Here is a 26,942-nt window from a genome sequence, read left to right as displayed (position 1 = left end):
TTACTCTCTTTCGCCAGACGAATGACGATAAACGGTTGCGATTGGAACAGACGCTCTGCGGTCGCAACATTGAATACCAGTTTCGCATCCCCTGCATAAACGGTTATATAGTCAATATCCTTCCGACCGGCTAATCCACTCTTATCAAGTTTGAACATATATTCATTTTGTCCAGGCAAAGACAATATTTCCGCATTCACGATCAGCTCTCTCGCTGGAACAATCTTATTTTCTGACAGTGCCTGCTGTACCGCTGACTTCGCCTTTGACGCATTACCTGCTAAGCGGGCAATCAATTCGGGGGTTAAGGCGATCTGACCGTTGACAGGAGTCGGCTTTTCACTGCTCGCGGCTGTGATTACAAGCTCTCCTGCTTGCGTTAGTCCTTCCACGATAACTGAGTTCTGCTTTTCTGCGTCAGGAATAAACCGGACGGCAGTGAAATACGTATCGGAAGCCATGCTGCCGTCCGCGACATACAACAATATGTAAGTCGTTTCATCCGGAAAACCGGCTCTGGTTGTTGTAGCCCGTACAATGGTTTGTCCGGATTTATTCGCAGTGATGACCGGCATGCCATTCACATTCGTGACCGTTCCTATGCTCGGATCGTCGATGGTATATACTATTTTAGTTCCAGGAAGCACATTGTTTGCAACAATAGGCTGTTGTCCGCCAGGCTGCAGCATCGTTATAAACGGATAAAGGCTGACTTCCGGTGAAGTCAATCTTATTATCTCAGGTTGAGTTTTGATCTCAGGACGATTACCTGTTGGTGTGTTTACGATCCCTGAACGATCACTAGTTGGTTTATCTGTTGACCCAGAATGATCGCCTGTTGGTTTGTTTGCTGTCCCTGAATATTCGTCAGTTGATTTGTTTTCCTTTCCAGAGCGATTGCCAGCACCAGCTGCCGTTTCTTTCACGAACACAACAAGTTTCGGATAGGCAGAAACCTTATATTTCCATGCCCACAAGGTCAGATCCTTTTTCAGTACATAGTTTTCCATATAGCTGTCCTTGTCCTTGTAGTGTACGGATGCGATATTCGAAAGCTCGGGGAACACTTTATCGCTGTCTATTGACCAGAGCTTATCGTCTGCTCGCAAAGCATAAGTAGTATCGATATTCGAATCTTTCAGCTGTGAGCCAAATTGAACAATTCCCTTAGCGCCTGTTGCTTTATGTAATTGAATCGGAGTACTTTCAGAATCATAAGTTTTCCAAGACCAAACCGTGCCATCTTTCTTATAAGCATAATTTGTTCTACCGCCCATCTCTATGTTGACGATGCCGTCAAGCCCTTTGATCTGCTCTGGACCTTTGTTATCAGTTTGGTTTGATTGGTTATTATGCGGCCAGTACATGTATGCTCCCCATTTCCATACCGAACCATCTTTTTTAACTGCGTATATGCGACCGTTCACAGATTTTATAGATGCGACATGATCAAGAATCTTAGCATAAGCCGTTGACGAAGCTTTGCCTTGTCGAGCTAACCACCACCAGACCGAACCGTCCGATTTTAATACAAATAAGGTCTTGTAATTTTTAGAGTTGCCGGTATAATCGGCGACGAGTGATGTTACGTGATTCAAATCTTTGATAGGCTTCGGAGCAATCCTAGAATCTTTAGGATGGGTGTTGTTCCTAGAATCCCAATACCATACGGTTCCGTCTTTTTTTAATGCAGCGTAATTCGTCATTAATCTACTTTCCCCGTTCGTGCCCTCGAATGAGAATTGTTTCACATCCCGCAAGCCCGGAATTTGCACAAGTTTGGCTTGATAGAATGGATCGGAAACTTGGGCGGAATAAGCAAGTGTGTCCCAATACCATACCGTTCCGTCTTTTTTTGATAGAAGCATATTCCCATCAAGTATTTCGTAATCCTCACCGATACGTGTATATTGCTGTTCGCTAACGGTATTTCCATTATTCCCTTTGGCTTGAACCGAACCTGAATGAGCTGTAAGGACTAACATAAGGCATAGCAACACTGACATTAATCGTTTCATTGTCGAATTCAATTTCGTTTCCCCCTCTTTTTCTATATTTCCTTACTTTCACTTTCATTTCATTTCATATTATCGGTTAAAAGCTACTTCGATTTCACTTTCGGCTACATTGTTCATATAAATACGAAAACTTACAAATACAAAAGTGCTGGCAAATTGCGCCAGCACTTCATCGTACAATCCTATCGAAGTAACATAACTTCTAAAGCGTAATCAGCATATGGATATCTTTCGGCTCTTTTTGGAAGAGCTCAGGATCTACTTCATCCGTCAACTGGCTGCCATTGCTCTTGTAAAAGGATACCGCCGAGCGAGTTTCTGTTGAAGAAACATAGAGGTGCTTTGCGCCCCTTCTTCTCGCTTCTTCCGCCAGCTCATTCATTATGCGCGATCCGATCCCTTGTCTGCGATGAGTCCGAGATACATACATGAGATCAACCTGAAGCTGGTCGTGCTGCTCCCCGCGCCATTGATGAGCCAATACGCCGAAGCCTACTAAGGTGTCTCCATCGAAAGCACCTACGGCCATACCGCCGTTCTGCAGTTCGTATACATATCGTTCTTCCATCTCCTGCAGCTGCTCGATGTCCCAATTCGGACATTCGTGGTTCGCATGGATTTCCGTCATCTTGCCGTCATGCATCTCATAAATCAGCTCAATATGCTCCGAGCGATCGATTTCCTTCAATTTGTCCACTTGAGCTTCCGTCATTACTTGATAGTTTATCATTGTACTTCCTCCTATTTTTGCGTGAATGTGTCATTTCAAATCGCTTTTCATCAGCTGGTATAACCAACTGCGACTTATCATGCGGCATTCAGGCAAAATGCAGGACGGGCAGCCATTAGAATCCTGATTCTACAATTAGGGATTACCCTTTCACCTCCCTCTTAGATGCTAATCTATTATTGCAATGACGCTATTAATGCAATTGTTCTATTACTTGGATGCAGATTGGCCGCAAAAGGTTTCCGCAAAACATCATCCATTATTATACATCCTTTCATGCGCTAACGATAGTGTCATAATTCGAAACATGCCGATGTTATGAGTTAAATATGAAGGTAACAAAAAAGCATGCTCGAAAAGCCTGTTAGGGAAGCTTATTGAACATGCTCCAATATTGATTTTACATTTACGAATCTTGCATAATGTGATAACTGCACACACTTCCACCTTCAGCCATGCAGGCTGTACGCTCTACTTGGACTTGGAGCAAGGAACGAAATAATTGCAGCTCGCAGCGGCAGGCATGGCCGTACCTGCACGCCACTTTGGCAATCGGACAGTTCTTCTCTTCGAAGGAAAAGGAGCCATCTGCATTCGGATGCACGTTTGCCATGTAGCCTTGTTCATTTTGCACTCGGACGAGCGCCTCCAGCCGATCCTCTAGCGTTTCTCCAGTAACTGTATCTTCATATCTTCGTTTCAGCTTAGTGCTTCTCTGTTCGAAGAACAAAGCCACACCCGTTTCCCCGTACAGCGCCTCAAGCTCATCGAACAGTTCAGTCGCTAGTTCATCATATTGACGTGGATACAGCTCTAATGCTGAATCAGTCAGTTGATAATAATGTGTCGGTCTGCCAACCTGATGGCGCTGCACCTTCGTTACGATGTGCCCCTCTTCTTGCAGTTCCGTTAGATATCGCCGAATTGCAACGCCTGTCACATCCATCCGATCAATCAGATCCTGAACTGTGACTGTACCGAGCTTTTTCAGCCAGAACAATACTTGTTCTCTGGAGGTGCTGTCTTGGCCGGAAAGACTTACTACACTCCTCTTTTGGCTCATACTCATTCGCATGCTCCTTTCCCTAATCATTCAATGCTCCAAGCGCCGTATTTTCCCTTCGCTGAGATGCAGCCCACACCTTGCAGAAGCAGCGTCCTGCTTCCGCAACGTTTACGCACATCGTGATTAACGTACAGCTTCATTGTAGCGGCGGTTCACTTCTTCCCAATCCACTACATTCCACCAGGAGGACACGAAGTCCGGTCTCCGATTCTGATATTGCAAATAGTAAGCATGCTCCCACACATCCACCACCAGAATAGGCGTTTTGTTCTCCATTAGTGGTGTGTCCTGATTCGGTGTACTCATCACCTCAAGCTTATCTCCGTTCACGACGAGCCAGCCCCAGCCAGATCCGAATCGGCTGATTGCCGCCTTCGTCAGCTCATCCTTCATCTGTTCGAAGCTGCCGAAGTGCTTCTCGATCCCTTTAGCGATGTCTCCATATGGACTGCCCCCGCCGGTAGGACTCATAATCGACCAATATAAACTGTGCCCGTAATGTCCCCCGCCTTGGTTGCGAACCGCAGCACGTATTTCTTCCGGTACATCGTTCAAGTTACTGATCAATTCTTCAACCGAAGCATTTGCAAATTGCTTCTGACCTTCCAACGCCTTATTTAAATTAGCCACATAAGTGGCATGATGCTTCCCATGGTGGATCTCCATCGTTCTTGCATCCAGATGAGGCTCCAGCTCATCGTATGCATACGGAAGTTCTGGCAAAGTAAATACGCTCATGTAATCATCTCCTTCTTGGTTCGTATATCCGGATATACCTCTAATTATATATTTACCCAAAACTTTTGTATATAGTAAATTATTTTTCCTTAGGGAAACATTTAAGGAGAGATACATGGTTTACGTATTTCAATAAAAAAAAGACGCACCCTTCGAACGCCTCGAATGGATTGTCTTCACTCAACTACCTATTTTGTTGACATGCAATAGCTTCGTACAATATAACAGGCTGGAAAAACTGGCTGTTCTTTCTTCGTCCCATTGCTGTAGGTAACATATCTATTACAAATGATCTACGGTCATGTTTGGTTGAATAAGGTTTTTTCGAATCATATTAGCCGACACTGGCTGCTTCCCGACTTCTCTTGCCCAGACCGATAGCTGACCGCTATGGTGAATGTGATGGGCTATGGTATGCCGCATCACTTCTCCCCAAGCATACACAAGTACAGTGCCGTCTGGTCGATGATCATAAAAAGGACGCGTCTCCATGCTGTCATTCCATGAGCGAACAAATTCTTCTACTTCAGGCCGAAACTGTTCATCTAGTTGAATGATTTTCTCAAGCGTATTGTACTTCTCGAATCCTTCTTCGAAGTCCTGCTTTCCTTGCAGTACACGAATCCAGCTCCACTCCACGTCAACCACATGGAACAGCGTGGGCAAGATTCCGCCGACTCCACCTACTCGCGGACGAACCAGTTCCTCGTAGGGGATATCTTTACACCATTGATATCATTGTTATCGAACTGTCCAGTTATAATGGACAAAGGTCTGCAGGGCGATCCCTCCATATTCAATGTTAGGTCATTTGGAACACTAGACATTTACGATCTGTCCTGTTTCATTGTAACAATCGTTGATTCGATTACAATCTAAAGACAGCCATGCTAGGTCATTTCTAGCGTTTATTTCCTAGGTAATAAGAGCAAAGATTACGATTCACATATTTTTTGTAGTATCCTCTGAACATCTGATAAATTGGATTCATGGCATCAATATCACTTCTGAATTTCTCAACTACTCCGAACAATTGGTGTTTCTCTAGTTCACTGCTATATTCCGATCTTTCAAAATCATTCAATAAATCATAAAAATACTCACAAGGTTCCTTTACACTTCCTGTCCCATCCGAATACTCCCTTGATTTGCATAAGAAGGAAGCCCATGACAATTCGTTTCTTGCATATCTGAGATATAAACATGCAATGTACTGATCATAGAGCTTGGGATCGTTTTCTATAAATGGTTCGGAATAAAGGTAATGATTCACAATACTAATCGCACTTGCCTGATATTTTGTTACTGCTAATTGAATGATCCAATATGGTGGCTTCGTATAGACGTCAATGATTTCATCACAGAACAGATAAAAATGCTTATACCCGATTAATCTACTTTCCAACATCACACTTAATTTATATGCAAATGGTTTATCCAAAACGAGATCTCTTAAGGTAACTTTCTCATTCGACACAGCATATCCCCTTATTATTGTGGTACTTTCATTCTTATCAAAGAAAGCCTAGTATCTTATTGATCACTCTTTTTCTAATCTTACATTTATCTTCGTTATTGCATTTCAAGGATAACTGCCTCTTCTTCGCCTCCAATCCGCCCTACCCCTTCACATATACATACAGTTTCCCGTTTTGGGGCTTCCATTCCGCTTTCCCTTTGTAATCCCTTCGGACAAGTTCTTTATGCACAACCTTCATCAATGCCCCATGACATACGATAAGGACATTCGATTGATTTTCCGCTTCAATCCAATCGATAACTTCTTTAACCCTTGATAATGTTTGCTGCTTCGTCTCCCCTTGTGATGGGTGAGAGCATAGCCACGCCAATCGTGATAAAATCATCCATACACTGTGCGGCAACTTGACGTTCGATTGCAACACGGAACGCATTCCAATCTCTCGAAGACGATGGGTTGTGATAATCCTGCCTTTATAAATATGCTCGGCGGTTGTCACTGCTCTTGATAAATCACTAGACACACAGAGATCCCACACTGTGGTGTCATTTGGAGGATCAGCAAGGATGACCTCTGCTTGATCATACTGCTCAACCCAATGATTGAAATCCGCAGAGCTCATCCACTTCTTCTCCGGTTTGCACTGAACGGGAAAATGTCTCACTAGCCCAATCTTCATTCCCTACTCCATCTCCTCATTCAACAACACCATATGGATGTGGTCTTCCCATTTCCCATTAATTTTGAGATATTTCTTGGCTAATCCCTCGAATTGAAATCCCTGCTTCTCCACTACTCGAAGTGAAGCCTTGTTATGTGGCATGATGTTGGCTTCGATACGATGGAGCTCCAAATCACGAAATGCGATTTCAATCATCACAGTCAACGCTTCGGATATGTACCCTCTTCCTTGCAAATCCTTATCCAGTTTATAACCAAGATGGCAGGATTGAAATGCCCCTCTAATGATATTACTAAGTGCTATAGAGCCAATAATTCGCTCCGTATTATCTAATCCATATATCCATAATTTGAACAAGTGCCCTCTCTCATATTGAATGCGTTCTTCTCGCAGCACTTTTGTTTGCCACTCCATCGTATAGAAGGCTGGCTCCCTCTTAATCTCCCACGCTGACAGAAATTCTCGATTCCGTACCATGTAGTCCAACACCTGCTCGGCATGGACTTCATCAATTTGTTTCATGACTAATCTCTCGGTTTGAAAAATGGTTGACATCTCACGCCTCCATTTCCATCTTGATTCGTACTTTCTCTGCTGCTTGATATGAAGTAGGTTGAGTTATGAAAAAAAAACCTTCACGAGTAGAGACAATGGCTTCTGTTCCCATTCATGAAGGCTGCTTAGTTATTCAAAATGAATTATGTATTGCTCACTGCTCTCAACTCCTCGTATCGTATTTTACATGAATGAGCATGCTGAGCATCATATGCAGTCATAGCTGCTGCCTGTCCTGTCGCATCACAATACGGTCGGAGAATAGCTAACTCACATTACCATTAAGTATAACGTAAATTCATAATATTGGAAATGAATGTACAAAATGCTCCTTTTCTCAAATCAACGAGTTAATCTATAATAATTTGTTTTCCTGTTGGGAAAGAATGCAATTTCTCTTTTAAAACAGTAGCAAGGAATTTATATCCTTTTAAACCAGTGCAATGACAAGAATATATCTTATTAATAGGCATTTGCTCTAACTCATTACCAATCGAAATGATTTCTTCTTTTGTTTTCCCTAGTGTATTTATGATCGGTATTCCTATTAAATGGAACCCTCCAATGATTACGTCAATGTTCTTATTAGGAAATTTCTTTAATGCGATTTTTGCCATATTTACTATCCCATGATGGCTACAACCACTTAATAGAACAATTCCATTTTTATTTTCTATAACTAACATGATTTCATGATTAAAATCATCCAACTCTTTATTTCTTCCCTTATAAAGATTTTTTGTATATTCATTTGTAGGTTTTAACGTAATAATATGAATTCCTTTTGCTATTTCTACATCACTTTCTATAAAATGAATTCGATTCCCATATCCATTTTGAATATCATCCTTTGCTCCTACATGATGATAGTAGCCCCCAATCTTAAGCCAGTGAGGTTCTAACGCATAAGATGATAGATATATGTTTGCATGTTTATTAACTTCATTAAGATAACGTAAACCACCAATGTGGTCTGAATGTCCATGTGAAACGACAACAATATTCGCTTTGTTCAAATCAATGCCCATTTTTTGTGCATTTTTTATATAGGAATTATCAGGTCCTAAATCAAAAATAATATTCATTTGCTCCGTTTCAATATACACTGACAGGCCATGCCTTGCAGTTAATTTATCGTCTTGTTTGGTGTTTTCGAGCAGTGATGTAATTTTCATATCTTCATTCCTCCTGTTCTAACGTCCCCATCCAATCGTATAACTGCCTAAAGATTTCTCGATTCTTTTACTATCTGCTCGATTTGAGCAGTATGATCTCACATAAGTATAAAGGGGTACGTAATATTTGGTAATGACGAATCTGCTAACGTTTCTTCACAAAATGTAATTGATTTGTCCTCTTGTTGAAGCACAGCCTTAGTCGAGAAAATAAAACAGCAGAAGCTGATCGCACATGATCTGCTACTGCTGCTCCAAATATATTTTATTTCAAAATTCCATGTAGAAGCATTTCGACCGTACGCTGTAGGGCTTCCTCTAGCGACATCCGACTGCCTTCATTGGCTCTGCGATCCATAAGTTGATATAACGCTCCTACGTACATTTGAATGAACAGATCCATATCAAAAGGTCGAATGTGTTGCTCTTGAATTCCCTGATGGATAAGCACACGAATATTGTCCCATCCTTCTTGCACATACGCATCTACGAGCTTCCACTGATCTGGATAGAATTTCTTAAGCTCATCCAATGTACGAATATCAGTGAAGGCAAACGCGCTTGGAAGCGTCATTAGTGCCTGCTCTACTTTTTGCACGACAGACAAGGATTCGTCATTCATCATTTGCGCTTCGGTATCCTTCATTTCTTGTATCGATTGCTCAATCAGATACGTAATGATCTGTTCCTTGGAGTCAAAATGCTGATACAACGTCTTTGTGCTTATTCCGAGGCGACTTGCCACATCCCGTATTGCGAATTTCAACCCTCGGGCCTTAATCTCCTCAATGGCAGCTGCCGCAATTCTATCCTGCAAACGATGTACGCCCCCTTTTTATCACTTTCGCCAAAAAGAACAGTGGATATATCAAGAGGAATAGATTCGGTGTCCACCACATGACATCGAAATCCAATCGGATCGCCCAAAAGGAAATGGCCTGCAATCCCGAACAAGAGGTAAGCAGCAAGGAAGCGAAACATAGCGATGACCACACAGGGTTCTTCCTATTGTAATAATAAATGCTTAGCAGTCCTGTAGCCGAAATGAACATATCAAGCGGAATAAAAGACATATTCCAGGCTACAAGCAGCTCATTGCTGTAATCCTGATAGAGATACTCTTTCGGAATCCATCCCATGAACGTAATCGTCCAATACACAATAAACCCAATATCCGTGAATAGCATAAGACCTTTCAATGTTCTTCCCATTTTACTCTCCCCTCGAACATGATGTAAAGAAAACGAGGAAAACATATATAACATTATGTTTTCCTCGTTTTCCATCATACCCTTCCTTTTTCCAAGATTCAATAGAGGGCATAAAATTTTTACCAAACTTTAATATTCTCTATACCAAAATAGGTGATATATAGAAGGAGGGATTACAATTATATACAGAGGTGATCATGTTGATCAAAGTTAGACGATTATTACTAATGACCTTGTTATCAGTAACCTTGCTTCCAGTAACAAGTTATTCATCAGCGGAAAATCAGTTTGCCGGTGACCCGACCACAGTAACAGACGCCGTTTATAACGTTGCGCCTGAACTGGAGGTAGTATCGAGTCTATCATCGAGGGAAGTAAAAGTGTCGAACTCTTCACAGTTAGAGAAAGCAATTGCCCAGGCAACTCCAGGGACTACCATTGTGTTGGCAAATGGTACATACACAGGAAGCAAAGCGCTTCAAATCAGTGATAAACATGGCACGAGTACAAGTCCGATTACGATTAAAGCCGCAAACCGTGGGCGAGCAATTATTGCGGGTGCTGACGTGTTACACATTGCCCGTTCATCGTATATTGTCGTTGAAGGTCTGAAAATTACGAACACCGGAACTGCCGACCGCAGTGCAGCGGTTCAGCTTGACGGCTCAAACCATATTCGACTGACACGTAATTCATTTGCCGTTCCTTCAACTGGGAATAAGACGATCTGGCTGGAGATCAAAGGTGAGAACAGCTCTGACAACCATATTGATCGCAATGATTTCAACGGGAAAAGCGATCCTGGACCAGTAATTGCTTTTAGTGGATTTATAAAGGAAACTAATAAACAAATTTCTCAGCGTGACGTGATTGAATACAACCATTTCCGCAACGTTGCGTTTTCTGAAGCAAACGGCAATGAAACGATTCGTCTTGGAACATCGAAGATCTCCTTAACCAAGGGTGAAATCAAAGTCCAATACAATCTATTCGAGAATTGTGACGGCGATCTAGAGGTGGTGTCGGTAAAATCAGGCGACAATGAGGTTAGGTATAACACTTTCATAAATAATCGTGGCGGTTTGATAGCCAGACATGGTCACAAAAATAAGTTTTACGGCAACTTCTTTTTTGGGGATGGCGTGAAGGAGAAGGTACTGGGCATTCGGGTATACGGAAATGATCATGAAATTTATAACAATTATATGGAAGGCATAACAGGTGATGCAATATTGCTGGACAGCGGCAGGTATGACGGTGGAACAGACGGGACACCAGAGAATCTTACAAATGAAGATTTGAGTTCCCACTGGCGAGTGTATCGTGCAACAGTCGTAAATAACACCATTGTTAACAGTAAAGTCGGGATTACGGTCGGTTCAACGAATGCGACTAAAAAATACGCCCCAACTGGAAGCTGGATAGCCAACAATATCGTCGCTAACAAGACGGGCATCTTATATCACGAGCCTAGCAGCACCGACACTGTCTTCAAGGGTAACATCGGCTTTGGAAGCACATTGAACAATACCTCACGCGGCACTTCTGAAATATCAGCCAACAATCCAGATTTCACCATCTCCGAAGGCTTGCATAAACTATCTGCCAAGAGCCCAGCAATAAATAAAGCAGTAAGTGATAGCCAGCTTGAAAAGCGAGTGAAAGTGGCAGATGATATGGATGGTCAACCACGCTCGAAAACCGATGTAGGTGCTGATGAATTTTCGAATGCAACTAGTAGTCGCAAACCGCTTAAACCATCTGATGTGGGTCCAAACGCACCGGAATAGACGGGATATAGTAATGAACTCATTATAACTCCTCATATCCGTCTTTCTGTTATAGACAATAAGTACCCTATCGAGAGACTTTTTTAAAGTGTCCACTCGATAGGGTACAGTTTATCGCAAGGGCATGTTTTTTATTTTTATTGCATTTATTGCAACTTTCGATCGTGAATCACGCCGAACATCCCAGTCATTCCATCATGGTTATGGAACCCGTATTGCTCATAGAAATCCTCTTTCCCTTTCGAAGCAAATAAACCAACGAACGATTTATCTGGTGCCGTTTCTTCCAGATAGGCTTTGATCGTCTCCATAATCAGTTTGCCGACTCCATTACCCTGATGCTCTGGAGCTACAGCAATATCCTGGATATAGAAATAAATCTGTCCGTCCCCTACAACTCTTCCCATTCCCACAATTTCTTCTTGATCATGCACAACGACGCCGAACAATGAATTGCGGAGCGATTCTCCAACAACATCAAAGTTCATGTACTCTTTCCATCCGACTGCTCTGCATATTTTCTCATATTCAATTACAGTCGGAATTCTCGTCTCTATTGTATAGTTTCTGCTCATTTACCATTCTCCAATCTACTAGATCTCCCTGAATACAGAAGATTTACTTCACGATCATGTGTTTTCAATCAGCTACAAGCTCTGAGGGAGTTTCTTTTTGATAATTCTCATCTGGCCTCGGTGATTGATTTCATCCTCAAACACATGGAACCATTTGAAATAGTTGTTCGTAGGTTTACCATGCCAGAAGGGAGCTTCTTCATGCAGCCACTCATCATTTCTGCTCTTGAATCCATCGAGTGTACGCTGTCTAACTTCGTCCAACAACGTTAAATAGAAGTTCAGATCATGCCCCTTAATCAACTGCTGGCCTTTCTCCCCTAACTCTAATGCGGCTCCCCACGTTAGCAGTTCCTGCTCGGTTAATTCACGATGCTCGAATGTAAATGCTTGATACGCAAATTCAACAGCAGCCATATGGTATAGCAGCGCTCCAATGGAATTGCTGTGTGGATCCATCACATAATCCAATTGTGCCTGACTTAATCCCTCTACCGTATTCATCGTTGTGTAGCGCGCATAATTCATCATCGAAACGAGCCTGCTGATTTCTGGAGTAAAACCATCAATATCAGTGATCAGAAATAACTTTTCCATATCCATTGTCTTCTTCCCCCTTTTAATGGTATACAGCCCGTTCCACATGATGCTAATTCAACCTTTGTTTCTATATGTATATTTACAAATAACCGCTGCGAGTATCGAATAATGCAGTATCCAATTGACTCCACGGAGTAAAGGTTGTAGTCAATGGATACCGCTGTCCGGATTCTGCGGAACGATAAGCCCCGAACATAATCTCGTGGACATGCAACTGCTGCTTCGCGGATTGAATAGGCTGTTCTCCTGTACGAAGGCAATGAGCAAAGTAACCGATTACACTTTCACTTTGATGCCGTGCGAATTCGTTTCGTGGGAGATAACAATTCTCAAGTCCTCTCCAGCTTACTTGCTCCGCACCTGGAATTACTTGATCAGGCGAATGAATCACAAGCGGATAACCGCTGTCATTCAATGCTATCGTCCCCTTGCGGCCGTAAATGATCGTATTGTTCTGCTTAAATGCCATCCCCCATAAGGAGCGAATAACCGCATGCTGTCCTCCGGCAAATTGCAGGATCAGCGTCACATTATCATCTACATCACTGGACACCTTCTTGCCACCACCAACGATTCGATTTGGTATCAGTGTATTCACTTCTGCCATAACACTGACGGCAGGCCCTAATAGGCCGATTAGGCGGCTAAGTGGATATACCAAACAATCCAGAACCGCTCCGCCATGCGCGACAGATTTATCATAATACCAGTTGTCTCTCCAAGGCCCCGGCAGAGACAACTGCGCCTCCGCACCGGTAATCTTCCCAATATATCGTTCATTCACATAATCGGCAGCCGTTAGATACACGGGATGCAAATCATACGGCAAGTTCATTAATATCACTTGTTTCTCTTCAGCTATAGCAACCATACGCCGACATTCTTCCAGCGAGGTTGCCATTGGCTTCTCATTGAGCACATGAAGCCCTCTTTCAAGTGCAGCGAGCACGGGTTCCGCATGTATCGAATGAGGGGTTGTGACGACGACGCCATCCAACTGGTCCTTGTCCATCATTTCACGATAATCATCATACCAGCTAGGAACTCCATATTCTTCTGCTTTTCTCTCTGCATTGTACAGATTTCTGGAATAAGTTGCGACAAATTGCACGCCTTCCAGCCCAGCTGCTTGTTCAAAGTAGCGGTTGCTCACATGCCCGCTGCCAATCATGCCTAACTTAATCGTCCTCATGTGATGTCTCCTCAAATGATATCATTTCACCAAATCCTTGACATGAATTCCTCTTATTCTTCCAAACCGCACACAAAATTGTCCAAGCATTCTCTCTTAATTCAGCATATCTTACTACTATCAAACAAAAGGAGTTGATGGGTTTGGCACGTATTCTCGATAAAGCTGCGGTTCAGCCACGCAGTAGATTCAACCCAGCAAATGCAGTTACGATCCGAAGAGCAAGAACTCGACTCGCTACAATCTCGATACGAATTCCAATGAACGCTCAACCGAATCGCGTAGACTTGGTAGCAACCGTAGGGGTTAAAGGTGTGACTGGAATTGCGCAAATCCTGTTTCGCATATTCCGCGATGGTAGAGAAATTTTCAATACGCAGCAAGGAATCGAATCCGCCGGTTCTGAACAGAATTACGTAGTTACCTTCCAGGCCGAAGATAGAAATGTAAGAACGGGCACACATGTTTATACGGTCACAGCAGAAAACCGTACGGCAAATACGAGAGCCGATATCGTTGGGCCAATATCGTTTAGTGGTTTAGCTGTTAAAACAAGGAACTAATAGATATTTTTCTATATCTTCAATAGGATCGTTATTTTCCTAGGGTTGTATTTGGATCTTATTTCTAATCTAAAGCATACCGCATCATGATCTACACTAGCAAATGCATGATTCCAGCACTCAATCCTATTCAATCAATCTTATAAGAACTCACAGGCTAGAATAGTGAACAGGGTAAATTGAATAGTGACCACGGCCTTGTATTACTTTTCATAAAAAAACGGCAATCTGCTCTCATAAAACAGGGAGACAGATTGCCGCTTCAGCTCTATGTTAGCATGTCGAAGTGCCACCTATAGGGCCCATAACTTGTTGCTAATGGCCGAACAGGCGGAACGAAGGAGTCCGACACGCTCTCAGCTCAACTCAGCTCAATTCGTATTGCTGCTCAACGGTGCAGGGATTCGTATTTATGATGATAGATGATACTCCAGTTGCATATCTCTCGGGTCGCTTTCATACAGCTTTTCATTTACTTCCGCTGCTTCCTTACATCCCAATGCACAGTAGAATGCGATTGTATCCTCTGCAGAGCCGGCGCAAATATAAATTTTATCTGCTCCCCATTCTCTCGCTGTTTCGGCACAAGTCCGGAATAATTCTTTGCCGATCCCCTTATTGCGATACTCTAAAGAAATAAATAAAGAGTCTAGCAGTACATACTTGTATGCTTGCCCAAACATCTCTCGATTGATCGTTCCGAACCCGACCAATTTTCCCGTATCCTCAAATACGCCAACCGCACAGCCATCCTGATTGATGGTTTGTTTCAATTTCGAGAGGTAATGCTCATAGCCATCAGGCCAATCATTCTCTTGATAATTAATTTCGATTAATCGACGTACACCATCTACTTCCCGCCATGCCCTTTTGATGTACTGAGACGGATTAATTTCTTGGATTCGTTCACACTCATCCATCGTTAAACTGCGATATATGTAAGACATGTTCCATTCTCCACTCAATCGTGATTTATTGTTACGCTGTAGTTAGTAGTGCCGCATGTTCGCAATCGATGAACGAATGGAATTATCAGGTATTTCGCATGCTCCATTATGATTTGTCCTTTGCATCAGGGTTCTGTCGTTAACGCCCTCTCATTTTGCTAACAAATCCTTCTTATAGAAGTGGTGCCGATAGCCAATCGGCGCGTCCTCAATAATTGCAAGTGCTTCATAACCATACTTTTTGTAAAATTCCGGCGCCTGAAAGCTGAACGTATTCAAGGTTATGAAGGTGCAGTTCTTTTCTCTGGCGATGCGATCTGCTTCCTGCAGCAATTGCGCGCCGTGGCCTTCTCCACGATGTCCTTCATCCACCCACAAAATATCGATCTCCATCCAATTCCAACATACGATACCGTTAAGTCCGGCGATGATTTCGCCTGTATCATTTTTGACACAAAGATGAACCTCTTCGAATCTAACATTTGGGACAATCTTTTTATTGAACTCAATCAATTTATTTCGTACATATTCAGCTTCCTCAGTTGTACCACGTGAAACACTGTAGTTGTCTGGCATAACTCAAAGCCCCCATCTTTCATAGATTAGTGCCTACATTTCTGCATAAGCTCAAATAGCATATATCTTGAGTATACACGAGTATCATCCAAAACAAAGTGCATACTTCGATTCAAAAATGACATTGACCCTGAATCCTTCCATGTCATTATAGAAAATGATCGATTCTGAGCTCAGCCCTGTTGCTCCCACTCTTCGCGCAGCATGCCCATACGAATAGAATCGTAATATAACCCATTGTATAACCGGCACTTTCGAAGTCTCCCTTCGCATGTCATGCCAAGCTTTTCGGCGACCCTTATCATCCTCTCGTTCCCGGACCAGGTCGTCAGACCGATTCTTACGAGCGGCAGTTCGGCAAATAAATGATCGATCCATAAACGCAATGCTTCTGTTCCGTATCCTCCATTCCAATACTGTGGATTATAGATTACAATGCCGATCTCCAGCCAATTGGATGGCCTGTGTTCCCAGTAATAGCTCACAAAGCCGATTATCTCGCCGTTCACTTCTATTAACATTTCAGGCGTAGGCTTCGGATCCATATCTAAAAATCTCATCATCTCTTCTTGATATTCTTCATAACTCTTGCTCTCAAGAGGATAGTACGGAGCGTCCCACTTCTTCCATTCCGGTGCTGCTTCACCGTATATGAACGAGTATAATTGATGTATATCGTCTAATGTAATATTGCGTAAACGAACTCTACTTCCGATTCGAACAACCTGCTTTTCATTCATTCCCTCTCACCTCATTAATAGGATGTCATTACATACTGAGAAATATCGTCCCCTCATCCTTCCGATTGCCGACGATATTTCTTATTTACAACATACACTTTATCCCAGCGTTAAGGTCAAGCATATAAAAGGCAGATGAGGGCGACTCTTATTTGTGCAAACGATGACGGAGGTATCATTCATATTTAACAGTTATCCCTTAGAGGTATTAATAATGCCAATTGGCATTCCTAAGCAGTAGCAACAACGGGATCAGCGGGTTTGGGGGCATAGGTGGTAGATTTGAGTGCTACCATCCGCTTAACGTTCATATTTCCAATTCTTTGCCTATCACCTTGTTGCATTGAAAAAAGTCCCTACACACATCAGCGATGCTTGATGTACGTAAGGACTTTTGGATTTACGCATATGAAGTTACTTTCGTTGCAGATTAGAACTTGCTCTATTGCCGCTTGCGGTTGATGCTACTGAACCGAGGTCTCTACTTCGTAAAACGAACAGTATGTGTACGTCCCTTGGCTCCCGCAGTATTCACCGTCAGTTTAATCGAAGGCTCTGTCTGCTGCACCGTAATCGTTGAATCCGCCGATGCCAGCCTCCATCCCTTGCGATTCAATTCCATCACGACTTGCGATTGGTTCTGGGTTGGATCGGATACGGCAATGACCAGCTCCGAATCCGTCTCCTTCACCAGTGCGGAGGCCGGTTGCTTGGACGCTATTCCGTCCACAACCGCAGGCAACCAATAATTGATCGCAGTTATACCCAGCTTATGCTCGCGAACTGACTGCACGCTCGTGCCATTGCTCAGCACGGTAATGTCCGGTGCTTGGCTGTAGCGAAGGGTTGCTTGCGCATCATAATTCGGCAGCAGCACATACGAATAGGAGCCGAGATTCGGATTCGTGCCATGATCGAAGGCAAGAGAGACATACTCTCTTGTAATCGGTGATGCGGAGCCGCCGTTATTGACGTCCTTCCACGCTCCCGTACGAGCCTCGCGCTTGCCTTGAAACATTGCTGCTTTCGGGAAATAGTATCCGATATCCCCCTTGCCGTTGCCGTCTAGATGCGCCCATGACACATCAGAAAACTTCTCCGACCACCCTGGTTGTACGGGTAGAACGGTACCATTTACAGTTAGCGCCCCACTACCTTCACTTACTTTGCGGTTATCGACAATCGTCTCGACTTGACGTCCATCCCCGCCCGTAATGCCTGTACCAAGCGCCACGATTTCATTGTCGAAGGCAAACCATGACTTTTTCCCCGTTAAAGAACTGTTCTCCACAGCAAACTCCATCCCGGTTGCCCCATACTGACCATCGAGGGAGGCTCCGCCTACCCATGATTTCGGACTAAGGTAATATTTCCAGTCGCGCAAGGCACTGGATGAACCGTCTGTGGTCGTGCCCGGCAATCGCAGCATGTCTGCAGTAGCCCAGTAACCGTCGCTGTATTGGGTAATGTCATCATTATATAAGTAGGTCATACCGTTCCCCGTATGCCATGCTTTCTTGTTCTCTCCATTGCCGTATTCATAGCTGGCTATTCGCTTGGAGGACATGCTGATACCGAAGCCAAAGCCTGGCCGCAAATGAATGACTCTATCCATGCCGGAAAAAACCTGATGCTTGACCAAATCTTCCCGGGGTGAAATCGAGGACTCTTGCAGCAGGTTCTTCATTAAAGCGATATCGTATGTTCCTAAGCCAACATAGTAATTGTCGAAGGAATCATCCTGCTGAAGCCAGGCCTTGACGGCAGATTTCATACGAATAGACTCCGCAGCAGGAGCAGCCTCGGACAGCCGCAGGATGCTCTTGATCGCGCCGCGGCCGGCGGTGTGATCGGTCGACAGTTCGCGGGATATTGCACGGCCGCGTACCATATCCATCATAGCGCCCTTGTATATAAGCGGCTCGAAGGAATCCTCAATCCAGCGGTATATGTTCGCCGCCTGCGGATCGATAACCTGCCATGGCGATCCATTCAGCAAATAGAGCATCTCGGACAGCCGATCCAGCAATACCGTTCCATAGCTGCCTGTATATGCAATGACATCGTGCTGCACGAATGAGCCATCCGCATAGAAACCGTCCCCCCGAGTTACATATGGGAATACCGGATTTATCGCGTCTCTGCCTTGCATCAGCTTCGCGTCCGAAGCACCCGTTGCTCCTCTCAGGATCACAACGAAGGCCTTGTCTACTAGGTTAGCGCCTGTTTCGATAAGGCTAGGCTGCACAGTTCTTCTTGTCGGGTCTGGGACAAACGCATCAATCGCGCAATTGTAGCTGTTGATTTGAGCGGCAGACAGTTCATCGAACAGCAACACCGTAATATCGTTCAAATATTGCGGAGAGCCGATCTCCCAATCCCACCAGTTTTTATAAGGAGCGACACGCTCATTGTAGCGATTGGCATACATCCAATCGACTCCGCTTATGAGATCAGCGCGCAGCTGCGGATCACGATACAGCGATGAGCCTTGCGTCGCATATGCCAGCGCCATTTGCCGCAGGCGTTGAAATGCCCCCGTTACATGAGCCGATTCGGTGCGGCTGGACAGATCACTCCATAGCGAGCTGCGATCTGCCTGCTTGTTCATCGTATTCCAGAACCCTGTGCCGCTGCCATTGCTTACACTCTCCACTAAAGAAGCGATCGCCGCGTTCATGTCCGAATCCGCCGAATTGTAACTGGCATTGCCTGTCAATTGCTGAATGCGATTGTCGCGCACAGCCTTGAATTGTGCGGCATCAGCTGGAGGATTGCCTGGATTGCTGCCGCTACTACTTAGGCGAATCGCATCGTACCATGCCTCCCCAGCCGCACTCTCATAGAACAGTTCCACCTTCAACCGGGTTGCCTGCTGTGGAATGGACAGTTCCAAACGCTGCTCCGTCCAATCATGCGTTCCGATTAGCGGAGATGAGGATGGACCAGAACTGATTTTATCATTCGAGCTGTTCAAATATTGCGTGCGAATAAAAGCCCCGCCATAAGAAACACTCGACTGCAAGTCCTTAGTCCGCAGCCACCCCGTAAGTGTGTACGATTCGCCTGGCGTTACGTCAACGGTTTGCAGAACGTCTGCCCGCGCATATTCAGCACTGCTGATAGTAAGCGACCGCTCCCCTTCATAATAGATATCCGAATCTAAGGACAGGATCGGCTTGCCGGATGGAACCCACTCACTCCAGTAGCTGGGCTGCAATGCGCTCCAAGGCCCCCCTGGAGGCTGTCCCGCTTCAAAGCTGCCGTTAAGCAGATTGCTTGCTTCCGCTCTAGCATTTGGCAGTCCCATAACGGGAATTAGAGAGCACAGCAAGAACACCGCTAACGTGACACGAATAACGCAATGTGGCCATTGTTTCATTATGTATTTCCTCCCAAATGATTTGATGATTTATTTGTAAGCGTTATCATGAATAGATAGCTCAACTATAAGCGATCCGACCAAAAGGAGTGTGTGTCTTATTTTGACTTCATTGTGCATAATTTTGCCCAATAAGAAATAGATCAGCACACATAAAGCATTTCTGCCTCATGTACGCCAACCTCCGTCACTGATTACTAAGCATATTGATTTCTTCTACTATAGGAGAGAACATGCCTTGGCACAGGATATAATTCTGACCCCTATATGCATTTTTTTGACTTACACACATAAAAGCCGCCTCTCCGAAATCGGCTGCACGTTTACACAGCACAACTTGAAAGAGACGACTTTTTGAAAAATATATGAGGTAAATGGCCCGTATACCATCGTCAACTATGATCTTCAATACTTGATATTTTCCCGTTTGTGAATGTAAAAATGGTTTTCCCTGTTAGCTGAATCTTATCTCCAGCCTTCAATCCGGTCGGAAGATCAACAGCCAAGGTGCCTTCGTAGTCAATATCTACTTCAATGCGGCCATCACTGGAAATATATTGTAGAATACTTTGTCGGCGACTCGAAAATAATCCCGCTGATTGCTGTGCGAGCCGTTGGAAGGGTTCAATCCCATGTGTCTCTATAGTTACTTCTCCATTGGCAACATTCCGGAATACGATATCTGGATGCAGCAGCTCGACCATCCCTTTTATATCGAATGAATTATAAACTCTCACATATTCCTCAATGCAAGCAACTTCCTCTTTCCTATTCACCGACATCCCTCTCTTCATTAAAGACTAACTCCGTTTAAGCCTTGCTAATCTTTATGTCATACAGCCATTTTATTTCGTGGACCCCCTATTCATTCCTGGCCGCGATCTGTTCGCTTTCCCCTTATTTCCTAACTCGCAGAAAATAATGAAAATACTCTTCATCTCTCTCGAACCCATTACGCTCATACAATCTCTGTGCCTGTTCATTATCAATGGCTGTCGAAAGTCCAAGTCCTTTGGCATACATCTGTTGTGCATACTTCTCCGCTGCCTTCAACAGGAGTTGTCCAATCCCTTGCTTCCGATGTACAGACCGCACAAATAGATCATTCAGAATATAAGTTCTCTCCATCGAAATAGATGAGAAGGAGGGATATAATTGTGTAAAACCGGCTATTTCCTTCGTATCATGATCTCGGGCTATAAGAACAACCGATTCCCGGTGCTCAAACCGCTCGAATAAAAAACGGCTGGCTTGCTCTACATTTGAGTCCTGACCATAGAATACACGATATAAATTAAATATCTCTGCAAGCTCAGGCAAATCTTCGATTGTGGCTAGCTTTACTGCGTATGCGGTCATGTTCGTCCATTCCCTTCTATATCTTCTTGCCCTTCATTATGGTTGCATACTTGCTCTCTGTCTCTTCTACCATCTCTAGTAGGAATCCCGTCTGCTTATACAACTGCCTGTACGTATCAACGCTAGCAGGAAAGAACTGCAATTTCCTATCGTTGAACTCAAACCATTCCGAACCCTTGCTTACCGACAAAATCAAATATCCGCCGAGTTTTAGTGAAGTATATATATTCCGAAAGACCTGTTCTTTATTCTCAATGTGCATAAACGTTATCCGAGCCCGATCTTCTCGTAATGCTCGACTACCGGGAATGGATCATAATAGTGATGCAAGAGTGCCTTCCAATCCTGATATTCCTCCGAACCCCTAAATCCAATTGTATGATCCTCTAGCGTCTCCCATCTGACTAGCAATATATATTTATTCTCTTGCTCCATACACTTCTGCAGCTCATGATCGATGTAGCCCTTCATACGAGAGATGATCTTGGAAGCCTGTTTAAAGCTTTGCTCAAACGCTGAGTCTTGCCCCGGAATGATATGTAATGCGGCCACTTCGAGAATCATATTGATTTCCACCTTCTCGTTATGAGTTATGCAATGGAATACTTCAGCGAGACCACCGTTGCTTGCTGCATGCATCCATTGGCTTCCATAATCTTTCGCATCGGAGCATTCTCGATTTGCGTTGCCCCGAGGTACGATTTTGCTTGAAAGTCATGCTGCAAGCGATACAGCCCAATCGTATGTAACCCTCTCCCCAAGCCCTTCCCTTTAAACGCAGGATGAATGCCTATCCAAAATAGGCGTCCTTCTTGATTCGTATTTGGTTCGATATGAGGAAACACGACACCTACGGGCTCATTATTGAGCATGTAAACGGTATACATGGTATCCACTTGGGATGGCAATTCAATCTTCATGGTTTCAAGAAATTTTGCTGCATCGTACTTACTCTTATTCATGACTTCCGCTAGAAACGCGATAGCCTTAGGTTCCGTTATGGACCAAACTTCATAGGCGGGAATAGATATGCCTAACTGTTCTCTAAGTTCCCTAGTATACATCGCTCGTTCACCAATGACGCTCATTTTTTGCTTAACAATGGGCAGCTCATGTAATAAAGTGTGAGGACATTCAAGCAATATGGATTGCAGTTTATTGCTTGTCATGCTAGACAATAGCTTATTGATCAGAATATCGATTCTGGCTGCATCCTGTGTGCCATGTAACATTTCTAGCATGACAACAGCATCGCTTTTCAGATGATGCATACCGACCGCTTTTAGCTGTTCCAATAATTCATTGATTTCAGTCATTTCATCTCTACCTTTCTTTTCTTGATGAGAGGATTCCAGCTTACCAGCTTCCTTATTCTATCTTCTTCCATTCGATCATTATTCTGAAACTCCTTCTGCGCACACTTGCAGATAGACCTTGAAATATTGATAGATATTCATATACTTGATTAAGTGCGCAAATTTTTCCTGTTTCAACAAATGCAATAGATCTCAGGCAAGTCGAATGAAAGATTACGGAGGGATGATGTGTTACCTACCAAAACAAATGGCAGTGAGACATACGTAAAGTTTGTTCTCTTCACCTATATGCTGATGGCACTTGCAGGCGGACTCGCAATTGCTCTCGGTTACTCGGGGTTCACGACCAAAACAGCTTCGTGGATGTATCTATTTATTCTTATCGGAGGATGGTCTCCTACAATCGTTTCGTATTATGTTTTAAAACGAGACGGGCAAGTCGCTTCCTTTAGGGAATGGCTGCGCAATCTTTTTGACGTTAAGCATAGTCTAAAGTTGTATTTACTGCTGCCATTATTTTTGCTTCTCCATTTCGGTATTCGAGGATTTCTTTCAGATGTTGATATCGTGATGCCTTGGTATTATGTCATTCTTTTGATACCTGCGATGGTGATTGGAGGTGGCTTGGAAGAAGCCGGATGGAGATATATATTGCAGCCCGCACTCGAGAAGAGGATGTCCTTTATTCCTGCAACGCTTGTAACTAGTGTGATCTGGGCGGTATGGCATTTGCCACTCTTTTTTATCGTAGGAACAGGACAATACGGAAAAAGTTTTCTAGTATTTACTTTTCAAATCATCGGTCTAAGCTTCGCATTGGCATGTATTCGAAAGATAAGCAATAGCGTCTGGCTCTGTGTGTTATTCCATAGTTGTTCCAACGCCTTAGCGAATGTATTTATCGTAAGATCATCCGTAATGGCAGCGATCATCACTGCTGTTGTAATGGCAGTTGTTTCGATATCGATCATCATGTTCGACAACAACAAGAGATCGAACGTTCAACATCCTACGCGATCCCTATAATTGAAAATTAGTAAAATAAATTCGAAAGGGACTACCCCTCTAGCGTTAGGATTACAAATCCCGCTTCTGTGGATAGTCCTTAATTTATTGACTAGTTATGAAAATAACCTTCAGCCGATTCATTTCATTAACATTTTGAATCACAATGGCCCTGCACAGGAAGGCTTTTCGCACGCATCGATAACGCTTTATGATCAAGCGAGTAGCTAATAAAGGCGAGAAGTGAGGCAGCGATTGCAACAATTCCGCCAACCCATGAGACATCGATAAGCTTCATGTTCGTCGAAACGAAGCCACCCAATGCTGATCCGATTGCGATCCCGACATTCACAGATACGGGAGCTAACGATGATGCGAAATCTTTAGCAGACGGAAATTGTTGATTAGCCAGATCAATAAAGTACAGCTGGATCGTTGAGGTCATGGTGTACATGGCTAATCCAATGAATGAAATACTAATCAGTCCCGCAATAAGCGATTGGGATGTTGCATACAGCGATGCAAGAATGACGGCTTGAATGAGAAATACGTAGCGCAGCTTGGCGATCCTGTTGCTTGCAGCCAATTTTCCTCCAATTAGCGTGCTGAATACGGTGACGATCCCGTAGAGCAAAAAGGCGAGTCCAATATACTGCTCCGGTACCGCTAACACTTGTTGGAGAAAGGGGGATAAATACGTATATACCGTATATGTCGCTCCAATACTTAATGCTGGAATCAGGAAAGCAATGATAACACGGGGATTGGCTAGAAAGCCGATTTGCTTCCGCAGCGAGCTGCGCGTGCCCTTCAATCCCTTAGGAATCGTTACTGAGCTAGCTAGCATTGACACGATCCCCAATCCCGATGTAAACCAAAACGTCAGATGCCACCCGCCCCATTGGCCGATATACGTACCAAGCGGCACCCCGACTACACTCGCAACCGTGAAGCCTGTGAATATGATGGCAATGACTGTACCCCGTTTGTCAGCAGGAACCGATTCACTCGCAACCGCCATTGCCAACGCAATTAGTATTCCTGTTACGATAGCTGTTATGAGCCTGGATATAAAAAGCAGCGCATATGTCGTAGACAAGGCCGTAAAGATATTGCCGATGATAAATATTCCAAGCAAAGTCAGCATGAGCGGGAACTTCGAGAAGCGGCTAAATAGTGCTGTCAAGATTGGTGTGCCAATGGCAAAGGCGAGTGCAAAAGCAGATACGACAGCACCCGCAGTCGAGATTGCGATATTCAGATCTGTCGATATTTCCGCCAGCAATCCAACAATGACAAATTCACTCGTACCTAATACAAAGGTAAGTGCAAATAAATTCAATGTGAGAAGCCTTTGATATCTGGTCAAGGCTGCCACCCCCTCTCTATGTGATTCTACTTCTTCGTTATACTCGCTCGATTGCAATTTGGATTTCAGCCACATGAGCTTCTTTATCATTAGCTTGGTCATGCGGCACACAAATTTCACGCCTCGGCTCGTTTTCTACCATGCGATACCCATTTTGTTCAATCCACAGCGCCACCTCCGAGCTCGCTGAACATGGAGTTGTTGTCGGACAATGATGGATAAGCGTGGCCATCATCGGGATTTCCGGCAATCTCTTTACAACAAAGGGAGCACAGCTTGGGATGTCCTGCGTAAGTACGCGTGCCACCTCAATGTCGATATTGTCCTCACATTCCTCGCAGCTATGCCACAATGTTAATTTTGATAGCAGCGTCTGCCCATAACTCTTTACGTAATCGTCCAATCGCCCAAATAGCTCAGGAATTTGCTCCAATGAGGCTTTTTGTCGATAAGAGGCCACCAACTGAGATTCGCCCCGCTTCAGAACGACGTCATCTACCGTTGAGACCTTCCCTTCATACTCGATACATTCTAGGCGAGCCTTGATCCGATCCAGCTTAGCCTGTTCTTTTTCCAGAATGGACTCGATCTCGCTCTGCTTCAAGCGGAACATCCCCCTGACTTGCTCAAGCGGGATATGCTCCCCCATCAGTTCGCGAATCTGCTCTAACGAAAAGCCAAGCTCTTTATAACCCAATATGCGATTAAGCTGAAACATTTGATCTGCCGTATAGTAGCGATAACCTGAGAATTGGTCAATGTGAGCTGGCTTGAGCAGGTTCAATTGATCATAATAACGAAGCGTCTTGACAGACACCTGACTGAGCTTCGAAAATTCGCTGATTTTAAACATTCATGTTCCTCCTGGCAACAAACATTCCTTGCTCTTCTGTTCTGTACCGAGTATAACGTTCCAGTTAAGGGGAGAGTCAAGGGATCAATTTTCATGCTTCTTACATGATAAAACCCAAGCATTTGCAATCTTACAGACTGCGCAATGCTTGGGTTTCGATAACGTTGCTATTATTTAGTTTACAGGCGCACCAATTGCTAGAGCCTCTTGAAGCACGAGCAAGGCTCATTCATACTCCTGAATGGCGAAGGGAACTTCGGTCGGCTCACCCAGATTCGTGTTGTCGTTTCATTCTCTCTAGAGAACGGATGAACTTCGTAATATCCGGTGCTTCTTCATAAGGAATCCACGTCAGCTTCATATGATGTCCGTTCCAATCGACATAAATGGTTGTTCTCAACATCACTTGCTCCCCCAAGTGTCGGCAACCCTTAACAGGTATGGGCTCCGCGTACGTTTAAATATGCACCTTTCGCTTAGCCTGAAACGGATACATCTTGTACTCGCCATTACCAGATGAATATTTCAAGATGTTCCAATCATCCGGCACCCCATTGTAATACGCGCCAATGCATCCAGTCGTACAGCGATGACCAGCAATTAAAATATTCACTTCTTGGAGACTTTCGTCCTCCATCAGCTCATTCATGAATGCAAATACCCTCTTCGCATAACTGCGTGGTTCTTCGACTCCTCCATATACATTGGGATCAGGAATCCCCCCTAGCAGCTTTACCTCATTCTTTAGCAGACCATCGGCTTCCCCTAAATCATACACATCCAGTCTTGAATCAATTGTGGGATTTATCCCTGTCGCAATCTCTGCGGTCTGCACAGCTCTCTCTTGCGGCGAGGAGAATACGTAATCAAATGTAATCGGTTGAAGAATGTCTCGCAGCTCTTCCGCTTGTCTCACCCCAATTTCATTTAACGGGAGTCCCATTCTCCCCTGAATTCTTCCTTGTTTATTAGCATCCGTTTGACCATGCCGAACTACGTAAATCATTCTACCGCCTCCTT

The 26,942-nt window shown here is 44.0% G+C and carries 29 protein-coding genes and 1 pseudogene; 3 read left to right on the top strand and 27 right to left on the bottom strand.

The window, feature by feature from the left end; genetic code table 11:
• The 11 genes and pseudogenes from ABN764_RS26955 to ABN764_RS26905 all read right to left on the bottom strand — a co-directional run.
• Positions 1 to 2,030: RCC1 domain-containing protein (locus ABN764_RS26955; RefSeq protein ID WP_446673657.1), on the bottom strand; the 2,030-nt coding region annotated here is incomplete at its 3' end.
• Positions 2,031 to 2,220: 190 nt separating this feature from the next.
• Positions 2,221 to 2,748: a GNAT family N-acetyltransferase gene (locus ABN764_RS26950; RefSeq protein ID WP_072728627.1), complete on the bottom strand. Its 528-nt coding sequence runs from the start codon at positions 2,746 to 2,748 to the stop codon at positions 2,221 to 2,223.
• A gap of 406 nt (positions 2,749 to 3,154) precedes the next feature.
• Entirely contained in the window at positions 3,155 to 3,817 is a 663-nt protein-coding gene (locus ABN764_RS26945) for a helix-turn-helix transcriptional regulator (protein ID WP_446673656.1), read from the bottom strand.
• A gap of 120 nt (positions 3,818 to 3,937) precedes the next feature.
• Entirely contained in the window at positions 3,938 to 4,552 is a 615-nt protein-coding gene (locus ABN764_RS26940) for a superoxide dismutase (protein WP_268626115.1), read from the bottom strand.
• Positions 4,553 to 4,834: 282 nt separating this feature from the next.
• Positions 4,835 to 5,272: pseudogene (locus ABN764_RS26935) on the bottom strand (DinB family protein); the annotation flags it as partial.
• Positions 5,273 to 5,453: 181 nt separating this feature from the next.
• Positions 5,454 to 6,029, bottom strand: coding sequence for a hypothetical protein (locus tag ABN764_RS26930; protein WP_446673655.1), 576 nt, complete (start codon positions 6,027 to 6,029; stop codon positions 5,454 to 5,456).
• A gap of 142 nt (positions 6,030 to 6,171) precedes the next feature.
• Positions 6,172 to 6,711, bottom strand: coding sequence for a histidine phosphatase family protein (locus ABN764_RS26925; RefSeq protein WP_446673654.1), 540 nt, complete (start codon positions 6,709 to 6,711; stop codon positions 6,172 to 6,174).
• A gap of 3 nt (positions 6,712 to 6,714) precedes the next feature.
• Positions 6,715 to 7,269: a GNAT family N-acetyltransferase gene (locus tag ABN764_RS26920; RefSeq protein ID WP_174808754.1), complete on the bottom strand. Its 555-nt coding sequence runs from the start codon at positions 7,267 to 7,269 to the stop codon at positions 6,715 to 6,717.
• 350 nt (positions 7,270 to 7,619) lie between these two features.
• A complete protein-coding gene (locus ABN764_RS26915) occupies positions 7,620 to 8,444 on the bottom strand; it encodes an MBL fold metallo-hydrolase (protein WP_174808755.1) in 825 nt (274 codons plus the stop codon).
• A gap of 265 nt (positions 8,445 to 8,709) precedes the next feature.
• A complete protein-coding gene (locus tag ABN764_RS26910) occupies positions 8,710 to 9,261 on the bottom strand; it encodes a TetR/AcrR family transcriptional regulator (RefSeq protein WP_446673653.1) in 552 nt (183 codons plus the stop codon).
• On the bottom strand, positions 9,251 to 9,655 hold the full coding sequence (locus tag ABN764_RS26905) for a YvaD family protein (RefSeq protein ID WP_021255942.1): 405 nt from the start codon (positions 9,653 to 9,655) through the stop codon (positions 9,251 to 9,253). Before ABN764_RS26905 ends, ABN764_RS26910 begins: the two co-directional genes overlap by 11 nt.
• 197 nt (positions 9,656 to 9,852) lie before the next feature.
• On the opposite strand from ABN764_RS26905, the gene ABN764_RS26900 reads away from it, so the two are divergent.
• Positions 9,853 to 11,445 (top strand): polysaccharide lyase 6 family protein, encoded by a 1,593-nt coding sequence (locus ABN764_RS26900; protein ID WP_446673652.1) that lies wholly within the window; start codon positions 9,853 to 9,855, stop codon positions 11,443 to 11,445.
• 146 nt (positions 11,446 to 11,591) lie between these two features.
• Here the strand turns inward: ABN764_RS26900 and ABN764_RS26895 are convergent, their stop codons facing one another.
• The 3 genes from ABN764_RS26895 to ABN764_RS26885 all read right to left on the bottom strand — a co-directional run bounded on the left by ABN764_RS26895 (position 11,592) and on the right by ABN764_RS26885 (position 13,812).
• Positions 11,592 to 12,020: a GNAT family N-acetyltransferase gene (locus ABN764_RS26895; protein ID WP_446673651.1), complete on the bottom strand. Its 429-nt coding sequence runs from the start codon at positions 12,018 to 12,020 to the stop codon at positions 11,592 to 11,594.
• 72 nt (positions 12,021 to 12,092) lie between these two features.
• Positions 12,093 to 12,617, bottom strand: a complete 525-nt coding sequence (locus tag ABN764_RS26890; RefSeq protein ID WP_446673665.1) for a DinB family protein — start codon at positions 12,615 to 12,617, stop codon at positions 12,093 to 12,095.
• An 82-nt stretch (positions 12,618 to 12,699) separates the two neighbouring features.
• Complete coding sequence (locus ABN764_RS26885) at positions 12,700 to 13,812, bottom strand: Gfo/Idh/MocA family protein (RefSeq protein ID WP_446673650.1); 1,113 nt, start codon at positions 13,810 to 13,812, stop codon at positions 12,700 to 12,702.
• 143 nt (positions 13,813 to 13,955) lie between these two features.
• Here ABN764_RS26885 and ABN764_RS26880 point away from each other — a divergent pair, with 143 nt between their 5' ends.
• Positions 13,956 to 14,375: an exosporium protein C gene (locus ABN764_RS26880; RefSeq protein WP_446673649.1), complete on the top strand. Its 420-nt coding sequence runs from the start codon at positions 13,956 to 13,958 to the stop codon at positions 14,373 to 14,375.
• A 410-nt stretch (positions 14,376 to 14,785) separates the two neighbouring features.
• Here the strand turns inward: ABN764_RS26880 and ABN764_RS26875 are convergent, their stop codons facing one another.
• The 9 genes from ABN764_RS26875 to ABN764_RS26835 all read right to left on the bottom strand — a co-directional run bounded on the left by ABN764_RS26875 (position 14,786) and on the right by ABN764_RS26835 (position 22,695).
• The gene (locus ABN764_RS26875; protein WP_268626105.1) at positions 14,786 to 15,322 is read right to left on the bottom strand and encodes a GNAT family N-acetyltransferase; all 537 of its coding nucleotides are present in this window, start codon (positions 15,320 to 15,322) and stop codon (positions 14,786 to 14,788) included.
• 150 nt (positions 15,323 to 15,472) lie between these two features.
• Complete coding sequence (locus ABN764_RS26870) at positions 15,473 to 15,898, bottom strand: GNAT family N-acetyltransferase (RefSeq protein ID WP_174811542.1); 426 nt, start codon at positions 15,896 to 15,898, stop codon at positions 15,473 to 15,475.
• Between the two features lie 173 nt (positions 15,899 to 16,071).
• Complete coding sequence (locus tag ABN764_RS26865; RefSeq protein WP_446673648.1) at positions 16,072 to 16,638, bottom strand: GNAT family N-acetyltransferase; 567 nt, start codon at positions 16,636 to 16,638, stop codon at positions 16,072 to 16,074.
• A gap of 481 nt (positions 16,639 to 17,119) precedes the next feature.
• A complete protein-coding gene (locus ABN764_RS26860) occupies positions 17,120 to 20,020 on the bottom strand; it encodes a polysaccharide lyase family 8 super-sandwich domain-containing protein (protein ID WP_446673647.1) in 2,901 nt (966 codons plus the stop codon).
• Positions 20,021 to 20,412: 392 nt separating this feature from the next.
• Positions 20,413 to 20,802 carry a nuclear transport factor 2 family protein gene (locus tag ABN764_RS26855; RefSeq protein WP_446673664.1) on the bottom strand — a complete coding sequence of 130 codons (390 nt, stop codon included), beginning with the start codon at positions 20,800 to 20,802 and terminating at the stop codon, positions 20,413 to 20,415.
• Between the two features lie 115 nt (positions 20,803 to 20,917).
• Entirely contained in the window at positions 20,918 to 21,379 is a 462-nt protein-coding gene (locus ABN764_RS26850; RefSeq protein ID WP_446673646.1) for a GNAT family N-acetyltransferase, read from the bottom strand.
• A gap of 16 nt (positions 21,380 to 21,395) precedes the next feature.
• On the bottom strand, positions 21,396 to 21,569 hold the full coding sequence (locus ABN764_RS26845; protein ID WP_446673645.1) for a hypothetical protein: 174 nt from the start codon (positions 21,567 to 21,569) through the stop codon (positions 21,396 to 21,398).
• A 77-nt stretch (positions 21,570 to 21,646) separates the two neighbouring features.
• A complete protein-coding gene (locus ABN764_RS26840; RefSeq protein WP_446673644.1) occupies positions 21,647 to 21,943 on the bottom strand; it encodes an antibiotic biosynthesis monooxygenase family protein in 297 nt (98 codons plus the stop codon).
• 26 nt (positions 21,944 to 21,969) lie between these two features.
• Positions 21,970 to 22,695, bottom strand: coding sequence for a GNAT family N-acetyltransferase (locus ABN764_RS26835; RefSeq protein WP_446673643.1), 726 nt, complete (start codon positions 22,693 to 22,695; stop codon positions 21,970 to 21,972).
• A 228-nt stretch (positions 22,696 to 22,923) separates the two neighbouring features.
• Between ABN764_RS26835 and ABN764_RS26830 the strand changes: the two genes are divergently transcribed.
• Entirely contained in the window at positions 22,924 to 23,721 is a 798-nt protein-coding gene (locus tag ABN764_RS26830) for a CPBP family intramembrane glutamic endopeptidase (RefSeq protein ID WP_446673642.1), read from the top strand.
• A 127-nt stretch (positions 23,722 to 23,848) separates the two neighbouring features.
• Here ABN764_RS26830 and ABN764_RS26825 read toward each other — a convergent pair whose 3' ends face one another.
• The 4 genes from ABN764_RS26825 to ABN764_RS26810 all read right to left on the bottom strand — a co-directional run bounded on the left by ABN764_RS26825 (position 23,849) and on the right by ABN764_RS26810 (position 26,928).
• Positions 23,849 to 25,078, bottom strand: a complete 1,230-nt coding sequence (locus ABN764_RS26825) for an MFS transporter (protein ID WP_446673663.1) — start codon at positions 25,076 to 25,078, stop codon at positions 23,849 to 23,851.
• Between the two features lie 28 nt (positions 25,079 to 25,106).
• Positions 25,107 to 25,922 carry a MerR family transcriptional regulator gene (locus tag ABN764_RS26820; protein WP_446673641.1) on the bottom strand — a complete coding sequence of 272 codons (816 nt, stop codon included), beginning with the start codon at positions 25,920 to 25,922 and terminating at the stop codon, positions 25,107 to 25,109.
• A gap of 265 nt (positions 25,923 to 26,187) precedes the next feature.
• A complete protein-coding gene (locus tag ABN764_RS26815) occupies positions 26,188 to 26,325 on the bottom strand; it encodes a hypothetical protein (RefSeq protein ID WP_175560665.1) in 138 nt (45 codons plus the stop codon).
• Positions 26,326 to 26,379: 54 nt separating this feature from the next.
• Entirely contained in the window at positions 26,380 to 26,928 is a 549-nt protein-coding gene (locus ABN764_RS26810; protein WP_446673640.1) for a histidine phosphatase family protein, read from the bottom strand.
• Positions 26,929 to 26,942: the final 14 nt, after the last annotated feature.

This window comes from Paenibacillus wuxiensis (assembly GCF_040195695.1).
GTDB classification, from domain to species: domain Bacteria; phylum Bacillota; class Bacilli; order Paenibacillales; family Paenibacillaceae; genus Paenibacillus_B; species Paenibacillus_B suaedae.
The sequence above is the reverse complement of the archived record's forward strand: the minus strand, read 5'-3'. Positions and strand labels throughout refer to the sequence as shown.